Annotated in this window: 11 protein-coding genes; 8 read left to right on the forward strand and 3 right to left on the reverse strand. The window is 43.2% G+C overall.

The features are described from left to right. The first annotated feature begins 26 nt into the window (after positions 1 to 26). The 6 genes from H0262_RS12510 (at position 27) to H0262_RS12535 (ending at position 6,753) form a co-directional block, all read left to right on the forward strand. Complete coding sequence (locus H0262_RS12510; RefSeq protein ID WP_133105167.1) at positions 27 to 941, forward strand: ABC transporter permease; 915 nt, start codon at positions 27 to 29, stop codon at positions 939 to 941. Then, entirely contained in the window at positions 941 to 2,002 is a 1,062-nt protein-coding gene (locus tag H0262_RS12515; RefSeq protein ID WP_181210972.1) for an ABC transporter ATP-binding protein, read from the forward strand. Before H0262_RS12510 ends, H0262_RS12515 begins: the two co-directional genes overlap by 1 nt. Then, positions 1,999 to 2,970 (forward strand): peptide ABC transporter ATP-binding protein, encoded by a 972-nt coding sequence (locus H0262_RS12520; RefSeq protein ID WP_011513103.1) that lies wholly within the window; start codon positions 1,999 to 2,001, stop codon positions 2,968 to 2,970. Before H0262_RS12515 ends, H0262_RS12520 begins: the two co-directional genes overlap by 4 nt. Before the next feature lie 544 nt (positions 2,971 to 3,514). Further along, positions 3,515 to 4,333 carry an HAD hydrolase family protein gene (locus H0262_RS12525; protein WP_181210973.1) on the forward strand — a complete coding sequence of 273 codons (819 nt, stop codon included), beginning with the start codon at positions 3,515 to 3,517 and terminating at the stop codon, positions 4,331 to 4,333. Positions 4,334 to 4,414: 81 nt separating this feature from the next. After that, positions 4,415 to 5,596, forward strand: coding sequence for a cysteine protease StiP domain-containing protein (locus H0262_RS12530; RefSeq protein WP_181210974.1), 1,182 nt, complete (start codon positions 4,415 to 4,417; stop codon positions 5,594 to 5,596). Positions 5,597 to 5,673: 77 nt separating this feature from the next. Beyond that, positions 5,674 to 6,753, forward strand: coding sequence for an HpcH/HpaI aldolase/citrate lyase family protein (locus tag H0262_RS12535; protein ID WP_181210975.1), 1,080 nt, complete (start codon positions 5,674 to 5,676; stop codon positions 6,751 to 6,753). A gap of 122 nt (positions 6,754 to 6,875) precedes the next feature. On the opposite strand, the gene H0262_RS12540 is transcribed toward H0262_RS12535, so the two are convergent. Then, positions 6,876 to 7,688 carry an alpha/beta fold hydrolase gene (locus H0262_RS12540; RefSeq protein WP_181210976.1) on the reverse strand — a complete coding sequence of 271 codons (813 nt, stop codon included), beginning with the start codon at positions 7,686 to 7,688 and terminating at the stop codon, positions 6,876 to 6,878. Positions 7,689 to 8,132: 444 nt separating this feature from the next. On the opposite strand from H0262_RS12540, the gene H0262_RS12545 reads away from it, so the two are divergent. Next, a complete protein-coding gene (locus tag H0262_RS12545) occupies positions 8,133 to 8,930 on the forward strand; it encodes an enoyl-CoA hydratase/isomerase family protein (protein ID WP_020443046.1) in 798 nt (265 codons plus the stop codon). A 117-nt stretch (positions 8,931 to 9,047) separates the two neighbouring features. On the opposite strand, the gene H0262_RS12550 is transcribed toward H0262_RS12545, so the two are convergent. Further along, a complete protein-coding gene (locus H0262_RS12550; RefSeq protein ID WP_259275470.1) occupies positions 9,048 to 9,491 on the reverse strand; it encodes a PACE efflux transporter in 444 nt (147 codons plus the stop codon). 240 nt (positions 9,492 to 9,731) lie between these two features. Then, complete coding sequence (gene acnB / locus H0262_RS12555) at positions 9,732 to 12,335, reverse strand: bifunctional aconitate hydratase 2/2-methylisocitrate dehydratase (protein WP_181210977.1); 2,604 nt, start codon at positions 12,333 to 12,335, stop codon at positions 9,732 to 9,734. Positions 12,336 to 12,877: 542 nt separating this feature from the next. On the opposite strand from acnB, the gene H0262_RS12560 reads away from it, so the two are divergent. Then, the gene (locus H0262_RS12560) at positions 12,878 to 13,297 is read left to right on the forward strand and encodes a carboxymuconolactone decarboxylase family protein (RefSeq protein ID WP_181211013.1); all 420 of its coding nucleotides are present in this window, start codon (positions 12,878 to 12,880) and stop codon (positions 13,295 to 13,297) included. Positions 13,298 to 13,366 lie beyond the last annotated feature (69 nt).

Genomic DNA, 13,366 nt, shown 5'->3' on the forward strand with positions numbered 1-13,366 from the left:
GGTCTGATTCACTAAAGGAATATCCAATGAAGCCTTCTGTAGTTCCTTCTGACATTGCTCCGGTTGCGCCTAAGCCGCCGACTTCTTGGCAGCTGTTTTTATACACCTTTTGCCGAAATAAAGGCGCGGTACTGGGTTTTATAGTCTTGATGCTGATGGTCATCGTCGCAATCTTGGCCCCTACCATTGCCCCTTATGACCCTTATGAATTATTCACCGGTAAAGAGCAGTTGCCGCCCTCCTTCTTTAGTGGCGGTGATTCGATGTTCTTTTTGGGCACCGATGATGCCGGTCGTGATACGCTCTCGCGCGTCATGCACGGCGCACGTTATTCATTATTTATTGGCATCAGTGCTACTTCGATAGCGATGATTGTAGGCGTATCTTTAGGGCTAAGTGCTGCCTTTTGGCCCAAGGTTTGGGGCAAAGCGGTCATGCTAGTGAATGATATCTTGATGTCTTACCCAAGTTTACTGCTTGCTATCATCATTGCCGCTATCTTAGGGCCTTCGATGACCAACACCATAATTACCATTGCTTTGGTATGTACGCCGCCTTTTATTAGGTTGACCCGCGCAACAGCAATGGTTGAGCTGCAACGTGAGTATTTTATTGCTTCACAGGTCATGGGTGCAGGCGTCTTAAGATTATTATTTATCACGATATTACCCAACTGTATGGCGCCATTAATCGTCCAAGCGACCATGATTTTCTCTACTGCTATTTTGGAAGCCGGCGCGATTGGTTTCTTAGGTTTCGGTGTTCAACCCCCTGATGCTGAGTGGGGTGCGATGCTAGGTACTGCTCGCCAATATATCCAGAGCAATGTGTGGTTAGCGATTTGGCCCGGTGTAGCTATTTTCTTAGCCGCATTGTCCATCAATCTAACGGGTGACGGTCTGCGTGATGCCTTAGATCCAAAATTGAAGCAGGTATCTTAATGAACGATTCTCAAGTAAATAGCCCAATAGCAAATAACATTGCCACAGACAACCCATTACTCCTAGATATTGAGCATCTATCAGTGACTTTTGGAGAAGGAGCAAGAGCATTTCGCGCGGTCGATGATGTCTCTCTAAAAATCAAACAAGGAGAGGTCGTCGCAGTTGTCGGTGAATCAGGCTCTGGTAAATCGGTCACTATGATGGCACTGATGGGTTTATTACCCTCTTCTGCCACTGTCGTTGCTGATCGTCTTAACTTTGATGACAAGAATCTCCTCACCATGCCAGCAAAACAAAAGCGCAAGATTATCGGCAAAGATATCTCGATGATATTTCAAAACGCCATGTCATGCCTGAATCCAAGCTTTACGGTCGAGATGCAAATGGGAGAAGTATTAACTACCCATCTCGGCTTGCGCGGCGCAGCCGTCCGGCAGCGTCTTTTAGAATTATTAGAGCTGGTTGAGATGCCAGATGCTAAGAATCGCCTACGTGTCTATCCGCACCAACTTTCAGGTGGTATGAGTCAACGGGTCATGATTGCGATGGCACTGGCTTGCGAGCCAAAACTGCTTATCGCTGATGAACCGACGACCGCTCTCGACGTTACCGTTCAGGCTCAAATCATGGATTTACTCAGTCGCTTACAACGTGAAAAGCAAATGGCAATGGTGCTCATCACTCATGACTTGGGCTTAGTCGCACAAAACGCTCGTGATGTCGCTGTCATGTATGCCGGTCAAGTGGTCGAGACCAGTACAGTGCCAGAGATATTCCAAAAACCTGCGCACCCTTATACCGAAGCCCTACTGCAGGCTATTCCTGAGCTTGCGGTCGGACAAGATAGATTGAATAGCTTGCCAGGTGTGGTGCCTAGTCAATATGATAGACCGACAGGCTGCTTGCTTTCACCACGTTGTCCCTACAAAGAGCCTGCTTGTGAGGTGCCGCCACCTATTTTAGCAACCCCAAATGGCGAAGTCCGCTGTATTCACGCTACCCTTCCTGAAGATCCTACTCGGACTACTCAAACCGCTACGATGGAGTCTGAAATATGAGTAATAAAATCGTCTTAAAGGCAGATAACTTACATAAACACTATCAAGTGTCTCTAGGCTTAGGAAAAGGCAAAGCTTTCGTTAAGGCATTAAATGGCATCTCATTTGAGCTAGAAGCAGGTAAAACCCTAGCGGTCGTCGGAGAGTCAGGATGCGGCAAATCTACTTTGGCGCGCCAACTTACCTTGATAGAGGAACCTACCAGTGGCGAGTTATTTATTAACGATGAGGCAACTACGAGTTATAGTAGAAGTGCGCTTAAAAACTTGCGTACTGAGATTCAGATGGTATTCCAAAACCCTTATGGCAGTCTTAATCCACGTCATACTATTGGTTTTCAGCTCACAGAACCGTTAGACATTCATACCACGCTGAGCAAAGAAGAAAAACGCACCAAAGTCCATGCAATGATGAAGCACGTTGGTTTGCGTCCTGAGCATACCGGTCGCTATCCGCATATGTTTTCTGGCGGTCAGCGCCAACGTATTGCTCTTGCTCGTGCCATGATGCTCAATCCTAAAATTGTCGTCGCTGATGAGCCGACGTCAGCACTCGACGTCTCTATTCAGGCGCAAGTACTGAATCTATTTATGGATTTGCAAGATGAATATCATACCGCCTATGTCTTTATCTCGCATAACCTTTCTGTCGTACGCCACGTAGCAGATGACGTGATGGTCATGTATTTAGGCAAAGCCGTTGAGCACGGTGCTAAAGATGCTATTTATAATGATCCTAAACACCCTTATACCATCGCTTTACTCTCAGCAGCGCCCTCAGTGACGGGTCATAAAAAAGAGCTGACTCTACAAGGCGAATTACCTAGTCCGCTTAATCCGCCAAGTGGCTGCGCACTTCATAAACGCTGCCCCTATGCCAAACCAATATGTAGCGAAATTGAGCCTGAGCTACGTGAATGGGAAGGACGATTAGTCTCTTGCCTAAGGTTAGAAGAAATATACGGATAATTGGGTGCTGACTTCATAACTATTGTCTCTATAGTGAACTCAGTATTAAAACGATACAGCGGGACTGGAATAAATTTTACGCAGCCTCTGTCGGCGTAGGCACAGCACGCCAGAAAAATTCATACCAGTTCCGCGTTGCAATATAGCGTATCTATTTTATTTGGAATCGACTCTATCAGTTTAATACCGTCCTATTATTCAAGAAACCTCACTTTAATAAACTCGGAAAATTTCACACTGAATTTTCTGAGTTTATTAAATCGATGGTTATAATCAGCCACAAGCCATTTTTAAACTCTGTCATTTAAGCTTATCTATCCAATCCTACATTGGTTAAAGCCAATCCTCTTGCGATAATTCTGCACTTTTATTATCGATTTATTCTGACCTTTTTTATGATTATCGTTATACTGTCTGCATTTGGCTAAAGTCTGATAAATAGGTAATGCTCAGTTTTAAAAAACAGCGCTGCACCTCCCTTACATATTCGTATCCAAGCCATCTATAAACAGTCTTATCATCATTTTTATCTTTGGAAAACATAATGACCTTCCCATTTTTCCAGTCTAGTCCAAACATTGTAAAGCCATATGCGCTGATGGATTTGGACGATACGCTCTTTCAAACTCAGCGTAAAATTGATGCATGGAAATTACCAACGACTGAGCCGGAAAATTTGGTTTGCGCTACCATCAATAAACAAGGTGAGCCGTTAAGCTTTATGAGTCAGCGCCAAGCGGTCTTTTTTAATTGGCTATTTGCCAGTACTGAATTGATAGCTGTCACAGCACGTGATCGTCAAGAAATTAAACGCGTCAATCTGCCCTTTAACAGCTGGCAAGTATTGACCCATGGCGCGGTCATTTTAGCGTCTGATGGTGAGCTACTAAGCACGTGGCAGCAGCATATGTATAATGCGCTTGCTCCAGTACAAGATAAGCTCAGTCAGCTGACTGAGTTGGTCAATAGTTATAGACCAGAAAGCGATAGTACTCATAACGATTTAAAGTTAACCCCGCATACCGATACTTTTATCGATAGCGAGATGACCATTTATATAGCGATCAAACACACGCAAAAAGACCATCAAGCATTGGCAGATTTAGCCACACAATTACCAACGCTCATACCAGATTTTGATGAGATTTTTTATGTGCATGTGAATGCTAATAATTTAGCAATATTGCCGCATGTTATTCATAAACGTCATGCGGTACAATTTTTATTGGAACAGCATTTGGATCATCAGCGCCCAAGCTTCGGTTTTGGTGACAGTCTGGCAGATTTGCCATTTCTGCAATTACTTGACTGGTACGGCATGCCCAATCATGGACAGCTACATGAGAAATTTGCAGCTAAATGATGAGCGCTACCTTTTATTAAATGATATTCTGCTATTAATCTACTATTAAACCGTCATCAAACGAGTACAACTATTTCTACTATGACTTCAATCCATTCTAATATTAAAACAGCCTATTTATCACAATATGGCTCAGGCAGCTATCTTGCTAGCGATGTCACTGTGCTGCTCAATATCGTTGATAAAAATGCCGTTGCTGATGTGCCTGTCAGTCAAAAAGAAGCACTGATTCAAAGTGGGCAGCGTCATTACTCTGATATGCTGACCTTGGAAGACGCGCCAAGTGCCATGCATGAGCAGCTATATATCGAGGCGTTAGAGCAGGGAAAAGTAAGAGCAGCGACTGATATTACCAACTTGGCCTATACGCTACAGCAAGTTTTTCAGCCAAACGTCAATAATGAGCGCCCGTTAATATTAGTCAGTCTTGTGCGTGCCGGTTTACCAATAGGCGTGCTGTTACAACGCGCATTAGCAACTGCCGATAGCAGCTACTCTCTACCAAGTGTGCATTATGGCGTCAGTATTATCCGAGATCGTGGTCTTGATCCAGTTGCATTAAAAATGATATTAAATAATCATCCTCATAGCCCGATTGTATTTGTCGATGGTTGGACAGGTAAAGGGGCGATTTATCAAGAACTGGCGCATAGTCTAAAAGCCTTTGCTGATCCTAACCACCCTAACTTTGCCAATATTTTCCATCAAGGTCAGGATGTTATACCGCTACTGACCCTTGCTGATCCGGCTGGTGTTGCTTGGCTGGCTGCTAGTATCGATGACTGGTTGATTCCGTCAGGTTTATTAAATAGTACTGTATCAGGGCTTATATCACGCAGTTTATATACTGAGCCGGAATTGGGGCTGCATCGCAGTGTCTTTTATGATAATTTGATCAGTGCAGATCATAGTCTGGCCTTTATTGATTGTATCGATGCGACAAGGCGTATATTAAACACGCCTTTGAAATGCTTGCCAACACATAAGCAACCTCGCTATCAAACAGCCGACTTAGTCGATAAGCTGGCAGCAGAATACAATATCAGCAATCGTAATCGTATTAAACCGACCATTGCTGAGGCGACACGCGCGATACTACGCCGCGACCCTGAACGTATTTTGTTAGCGAGCGCTGAGCACCCCGACACTATATTATTAAGGCATTTATGTACACAGCGACATATCGCTATTAGCGTACTAGGTGATAAAATACTGCCTTATCAAGCGATTACCCTTATTAAGCAGCGCGCTACAGACGATTAATAACTCCTTATCTTTCTACCTAATCTTGAAACCATACTTTTAGACCCATTCATTTACCACTATTTACGATGCCCATTATGTCAGATATGCCAAAAAACGAGTCCCACCTTTATCAAAACACCCAGTCTTACGCGCATCTGATTACTGAGCGTCATGCTATGCTCAAGCCTAACATGCATCATCCGTATCAGTTGGGAGCGAGCTTATATATGCCAGCGACGCGCCAAGATATCTGGCAAGTGATGAAGCGTGATAAATTACCGACGATTAATAGTATTATCATCTGTCTAGAAGATGCGGTCAGCCACAATGATGTTGAGTTGGCACTTGAGCGCTTGCAGACGCTGCTGTATACGTGGGCGACACACGTTGATAGTATCAATGAGCCGACACAGCAAGCTGAAACACAACAAACCAAGATACAGACTGAGCAGCCAACGCGTCCGTTGGTATTTGTACGTCCGCGCCATCCTGCCATGCTAGAGCAGTTATCGGGCTTTACCCATATTGATTTGATTGATGGTTTTGTGATGCCAAAAGTCGATATGTACAGCCTATCTAATTGGCGCATGGCATGCCAGAATCTTAGTACTGACATGCTATTAATGCCGACGCTTGAGACGGCAGCATTGTTTAATCCACATCATAATCAAGAGCTGGCGATTGGTTTTAAAGAAGCTTTTAGCCAGCCGGTATTTGCTTTGCGTATTGGTGGTAATGATTTATTTGCAGCACTGCGTTTGCGCCGTCCTAAGAATAGCCTTGTCTATGATACACCTGTTGGTACACTAGCCTACCAGCTGCTTGGCTGTTTTGTACCACATGGCTTTTATCTGTCGGCACCGGTGTTTGAGTATTTGGATGAGCCTACGTTATTTATGCAAGAGTTGACGCGTGATGTCAGCTTGGGGTTGGTCGGAAAAACCGTTATTCATCCAAGTCAGATTGCCTTGGTACAGCAAGCATACTGCGTACCGCTTAGCACTTTAGATGAGGCACAGGCGATATTACATAGCGAGGCAAAAGCGGTCTTTAAATATAACAATACTATGCTAGAGCCTGCTACCCATCGTGCTTGGGCAACCGAAATCGTTAATAGAGCTAACGTTTTTGGCACCATTAATGATGGCAATAACGACTATACAGCGCGCTTATAAGTTTTAAACACTCCTTTTAAAGCGTTAAAAAAGCCGTTATCAAATCCATGATAACGGCTTTTTTGCTACATTTTTGCGATAATAAACGCTGTTATATCAGGTATATAGATCCGCAATGAACACTATATAAAGTTTACCAGAAACTTATTAATGGCTTTATTAACTTGCTCCGGCTCTTCAACCGTTGCCGTATGCCCCGCACCTTTAATAACCACCAGCTTAGAGCCTGCTATCGCAAAGTGCATGCGCTCAGCTTTTGCATACGGTGTTGCCACATCTTCATCGCCAACAATGATAAGCGTCGGCGTCTTGATATCACTGAGCTGATCATACGTTGCAGAGCGCTCAATCACGCCAGTAGTTGCCTTGATGACCCCGCCCTTACGATTGCTTTGCAACATAGACAACCACTCTCTACGGTCAGCTTTACGCGATTTATCAGCTAAAAAACTGCTGCCAAACATAATGGGCATTACTTTTTGGCTGACACGCTTCATGCCCAACCAACGAATGGCTTTAATCAACTTGCGGTACTGTGGCACGTTTTTAGGATCTTCAGGATCAGCAGAGGTTTCAAGCAGCGTCAGCGATAGCAATAATTCAGGACGCTTTAACGCTATACGTTGGGCGACAAATCCACCCATTGATAGTCCTAAGAAATGACACTGCTGAATATCTAGCGCATCTAACAACGCCAGCGTATCTTCAGTTAAGGTTTCCATATCATAGCCAGATTTGGTAATTTCAGACTGACCTTGTCCCCGAAAATCAAACGCAATACAGCGATAACCCGCTTTAAAATACTCGACTTGCTTGTCAAACATACGCGTATTCCATAGCAAACCATGGGCGAATACCATGATGGGCTTTTGCTTATCGTTTGGCGCGCTGTCTTCATAATAAATATCGATATCATTGACATGAATCATTGGCATAACCACTTCCTTGTTGGTGTGATAAAAAATAAAACCTTTTGAAATCTGTCTTCTAGAATAATTCAACGCTCTTACAGATAGTAGCCTTATTTTTGAATGATAGGTTTTATACCTTTGGCAATAGTGATAGCAGCAAAAAATGTTATTCAAAACGTGCCTTAAGCGCGCACAAATCTCGCTTTTATAATAAGCTCAAACTGCTATAGTAATTAGTATTGCACTATTTGTTTTACTTACTGCCGATATAGTTGATCCAATTTTAAAAGACTACAACACTACTAAGGTTAATTATTCGCAGCCTCTGTCTGCGCAGGCACAGAAAGCAAGAAAAATTAACCTCAGTAGTGCTTTATAACATGTATGTATGTTTCTTTTATTCAGGCATGACTATACCAGTATTTTATTGCAACCATTATCTAGAACATCATCTTAAGGATATCCAAAATGTCACAAGCTCTCGTCGAATACCAAGCCGAAAACCATATTGCTACCATCACAATGAACGATCCTAAAACCTTGAACGCCTTTAGCACGGTACTCAAAGATGCCATGATGGCAGCATTGACCAAAGCCGATGAAGATGAACAAGTACGAGTCATCGTTTTGCAGGGCGCCGGCAATAACTTCTCAAGTGGCGGGCATATCGGTGAGATGTTAGAAAACGGTATGGAAAGCGAGGCATTATCGGATAAGCTAAACTTTATGGTTGGTGAAGTCGCTGAGATTAGCTTAAAGCTGCGTAATATTCATAAGCCTATTATCGCCAAATTAGAAGGTGCAGTTGCTGGTGCTGGTATGAACTTGGCGCTGACTTGTGACTTTCGTATTGCCGCTGAAAATGCCAAATTTGTACAAGCTTTTGTCAATATTGGTCTGATTCCAGATGCTGGTGGTATTTACTTATTGAATCAATTGATTGGCGTCGCAAAAACGACTGAAATGGTCATGCTTGGCGATAAGCTCAAAGCGGAAGATATGGCACGCTTAAACTTAGTCAACGATGTGGTTAGTAACGATGAGCTTGATGCGAGCGTACTGGCATTGGCAACGCGTCTGAGCAATCTACCCGGCAAAGCATTGGCATCGATGAAGCACATGATTAATACTCATGCCTATATGGGTCTGAATGAAGCATTGGATATGGAAGTAGAACAACAAACGATGCTTGCTAAAACCGATGATTTTAAAGAAGGTATTACCGCATTTATGGAAAAGCGTAAGCCCGTTTATCAAGGCAAATAAAAACTGATAACACTGTTCTACTAAATATCATTCGAAAGGCTGCCATTAGGTAGCCTTTTATTTTGGATAAATTATATAATTAATGGTCAAAATTATTCCCATTGACCTCTTTATTTATCAAGAAGCAGAAGCACTTTTATAGTGATGTGGTAAGGTAAATATTTTGTCAAAACCCAAGGTAAAGAAAAAAGTATAAACCAAGAAAAACAGCAATAGCGCGGCTTCCATCATAAAGGCTTTGATAAAACCAACATCATACCAAATCATATATAGCGGTAGGCAAATCAGAACCAACCCGCCTTCAAAACCTATCGCATGGGCACTACGTACCAATAACGTGCGCTGCGGCACCTGCTTACGACGTTCCCAGTTTTCAAATGCCGTATTGTAAATAAAATTCCAAATCACCGCTGCCAATGAGACCATCACGGCAACTGGTAGAGATTTTGCGGCGCTGCTGTTACTCAACAGCATAAGAACCAAGGTAGATGAAATGATAGCAATGATTTCAAAGACAGTCACATAGACGATGCGACGTTTGATGGGGGATAAAGTAATCAACCAAAACTCCAAAGCACTTGATTGCAAACAAAAAGTGCCTATCAAAGTATCGGTCCGTCCCGAGATAGAAAAGGATAAATAACATACAGAGCCACGGTTTCCGCCTGCTCCCATATTATACATAAGATAATAAGAGAAACCAGCCATTGCTCACAGCAAAAAACCCCGCATCATGACGATACAGGGCTTCTATTTAAATAATAATTGTAAAACTTCAAAGCATTTAAGATTTGACCAAAATTAGCTCAACTGAGCAACGTTGATCTTATCAGCTTCTTCAGTATAGTCTTCCATACGGTCGAAGTTCATGTATTGATACACCTCTTCGCCCATACTATCAAGCATGCCAGCGTACTGCTGATACTCTTCGTTGGTTGGTAATTTACCAAGTACCGCAGCAACAGAAGCCAATTCAGCTGATGCTAGATATACGTTAGCACCTTGACCTAAACGGTTCGGGAAGTTACGGGTAGAAGTCGAAACGGCAGTAGAATTCGGTGCAATACGTGCTTGGTTACCCATACATAATGAACAACCTGGCATCTCAGTACGAGCGCCGGCTTGTGCATAAATATTATAATAACCTTCTTCCATCAACTGACGCGCGTCCATTTTGGTTGGTGGCGCAATCCATAGACGAGTTTGCAAAGAACCTGCTGGGACATCTTTTAGCAACTTACCAGCAGCGCGGAAGTGACCAATGTTAGTCATGCATGAACCAATGAATACTTCATCAATGGTGTCACCAGCGACATCAGCCAATGTTTTTGCATCGTCTGGATCGTTCGGGCAGCAAAGAATTGGCTCTTTGATTTCAGACATATCGATAACCATATCGATGGTATATTCTGCATCTTCATCAGCACGCATCAGGCTTGGATTCGCCAACCACTCTTGCATACCTTCGATACGACGGCTAATCGTACGTGCATCGCCGTAACCTTCTGAGATCATCCATTTTAATAATGTGATGTTCGACGTTAGATACTCGGCAACTGACTTTTCAGATAGAGTAATCGTACAACCAGCAGCACTACGCTCAGCAGAAGCATCAGACAATTCAAACGCTTGTTCAGCGGTTAAATCTTCTAAACCTTCGATTTCAAGAATACGACCGTTAAACTCGTTGATTTTACCTTTCTTATCAACGGTTAACAGACCTTCTTTAATCGCTTGGTATGGGATTGCATGGACTAAGTCACGTAAGGTGATACCGGCTTGACGCTCACCGATGAAACGGACACGGACCGATTCAGGCATATCAAGTGGCATAACACCAGTCGCAGCAGCAAACGCTACTAGACCAGAACCCGCTGGAAATGAGATACCGATTGGGAAACGCGTATGCGAGTCACCACCAGTACCAACGGTATCCGGAAGTAGCATACGGTTCAACCACGAGTGAATAATACCATCACCTGGACGTAAGCTTACGCCGCCACGGTTCATAATAAAGTCAGGTAGTGTATGCTGAGTTTCGATGTCAACTGGCTTTGGATAAGCAGCCGTATGACAGAATGACTGCATCACCAAATCTGCTTGGAAACCTAGGCAGGCTAAGTCTTTTAACTCATCACGAGTCATCGGACCAGTGGTATCTTGACTACCAACCGTAGTGATTTTTGGTTCACAGTACATACCAGGACGAACACCTGGCAGGCCACAAGCTTTACCAACCATTTTTTGCGCTAGTGTAAAGCCTTTGCCGGTATCAACTGGCTCTTCTGGCTTAGCAAATACGTCTGAATGACCAAGACCCATATATTCACGAGCACGATTGGTCAGACCACGACCAACGATTAACGGAATACGACCACCCGCACGAACTTCGTCAAGCAAAGTTGGCGAATTTAGCTTAAAGGTTGACAGTACTTCATCAGAATCATGCTTAGTGATTTTGCCATCATACGGATAGATGTCAAAGACATCACCCATGTTTAGGTTATCAACGGCTACTTTTTCGATTGGTAATGCGCCAGAATCTTCCATAGTGTTAAAGAAGATAGGAGCAATATTGTTACCCAATACTAGACCGCCACCACGTTTGTTTGGTACGTTCGGGATATCATCACCCATCAACCACAGTACTGAGTTGGTTGCAGATTTACGGCTAGAACCAGTACCTACTACGTCGCCAACATAGGCTAATGGATGACCTTTTTCTTTTAACGCTTCGATCTGTTTCATCGGACCGATAACGCCCTCTTCGTCAGCAGTAATGCCGTCGCGAGAGTTTTTATGCATGGCTAATGAATGTAATGGGATATCAGGACGGCTCCACGCATCTTGCGCAGGAGACAAATCATCGGTATTGGTTTCGCCAGTCACTTTAAACGTCGTGTAAGTCGTCTTTGCTGGTACAGCATCACGGCTCAAGAACCACTCAGCGTCAGCCCAAGATTGAACGACTTCTTTAGCAATAGTATTGCCCGCTTCTGCTTTTTCGGTCACATCATTGAACGCGTCAAATACTAGCAAGGTTTTTTTCAACGCATCGGCAGCTTCTTGCGCGACTTCCGCATCATCAAGAGCAGCAACTAGCGGTTGAACGTTGTAACCACCTTGCATCGTACCCAAGATTTGAACCGCTTTTTTCTTACTTACTAGTGAAGAGGTCGCTTCACCCTTAAGGATCGCTGCTAAAAATGCCGCTTTAACGTAAGCAGCTTGGTCAACACCGGCAGGAATACGATTTTCGAGCAAGTCCATCAAGAACGCATCTTCGCCCGCTGGTGGATTCTTTAGTAGTTCAACCAACTCTGCTACTTGTTTTTCGTTCAGTGGTAGCGGAACCGTTCCTAGCTCAGCACGTTCTTCGACATGTTTACGATAAGCTTCTAACACAATAGTCGTCCTCGTCAGTTGGGAGTATTAGCACATTACGTGGGTAGTCAGCATGACTGCCTGCGTCTATATACTAGATGGAATAATTATCCGTGCAATCATAGCTTAAAACGCCCTAAATGTTAATGGCTCAGCCTTTAAAAGGCTCATAAAGCGGTCATAAAGGGGGCATATTGAACATTTATTATATAAATAGTGCCATAAATAATATGACTAATGGTGCCTATATCATAAATTCTAAATTTTTCATACTGAGGACCTATTTTGTTTTTTAACATTCATAATATATTAGTAATAAATTGCGGTTGCGACCATATATTCACTTAAAAATATATAACGCTACTGTCTTAGTATCTCATTATTGTTATACGTTGTTATTGTTAAATGGAATCAACTATATCTCGATTAACGGTTAAATAAAACCTACTCGACTGTTATAATGTTTGATAAGAATATACCGATTAAATGCAAAGGATTTAATCATAAAATCAAGGATGACAATGCCTCATAAAGAAAATGAAGATCGCAATACTACTCACAGCATGAGTCACAATGCCAATCAAAGCACCAGTCAAAACGTCAATTATGAAAACGGTTTAAAAGTTCGTACCGAAGTGATGGGTGCAGCACATGTCAAACGCTCACTTGACTCAGCAACGCCATTTACTCAGCCATTACAAGATTGGATTATCGAGCACGCTTGGGGCAGTACATGGCAAGATGACTCGGTACTACCGCGCAAATATCGCTCGCTTATCACGATTGGTTTTTTGATTGCACAAAAAAGCCCAAGTGAGCTAAAGGGACATATCCGAGGTGCCATCAATAATGGCGCCACTGTCGCTGAGGTTCGAGAAGTATTGATGCACAGCCTGCCTTATTGCGGCGCACCTGCCACTCAAGAAGCGTTTCGCGCTGCCATAGACGTACTAAATGACATGAACATTGATATCAATAAATGAAACTATGCTAAATCGCTTATTTATAGTAGCCTTGATAAACTGAATTTCATACGATTGCCTAAAAAACCT

The sequence above is a fragment of the Psychrobacter sp. D2 genome (assembly GCF_013608135.1).
Classification (GTDB): Bacteria; Pseudomonadota; Gammaproteobacteria; order Pseudomonadales; family Moraxellaceae; genus Psychrobacter; species Psychrobacter cryohalolentis.

Excerpts from the sequence above, each read along its gene's own strand:
- H0262_RS12510 (WP_133105167.1), top strand. The coding sequence starts at position 27 with ATGAAGCCTTCTGTAGTTCCTTCTGACATTGCTCCGGTTGCGCCTAAG.
- H0262_RS12515 (WP_181210972.1), top strand. The coding sequence starts at position 941 with ATGAACGATTCTCAAGTAAATAGCCCAATAGCAAATAACATTGCCACA.
- H0262_RS12520 (WP_011513103.1), top strand. The coding sequence starts at position 1,999 with ATGAGTAATAAAATCGTCTTAAAGGCAGATAACTTACATAAACACTAT.
- H0262_RS12525 (WP_181210973.1), top strand. The coding sequence starts at position 3,515 with ATGACCTTCCCATTTTTCCAGTCTAGTCCAAACATTGTAAAGCCATAT.
- H0262_RS12530 (WP_181210974.1), top strand. The coding sequence starts at position 4,415 with ATGACTTCAATCCATTCTAATATTAAAACAGCCTATTTATCACAATAT.
- H0262_RS12535 (WP_181210975.1), top strand. The coding sequence starts at position 5,674 with ATGTCAGATATGCCAAAAAACGAGTCCCACCTTTATCAAAACACCCAG.
- H0262_RS12540 (WP_181210976.1), bottom strand. The coding sequence starts at position 7,688 with ATGCCAATGATTCATGTCAATGATATCGATATTTATTATGAAGACAGC.
- H0262_RS12545 (WP_020443046.1), top strand. The coding sequence starts at position 8,133 with ATGTCACAAGCTCTCGTCGAATACCAAGCCGAAAACCATATTGCTACC.
- H0262_RS12560 (WP_181211013.1), top strand. The coding sequence starts at position 12,878 with ATGAGTCACAATGCCAATCAAAGCACCAGTCAAAACGTCAATTATGAA.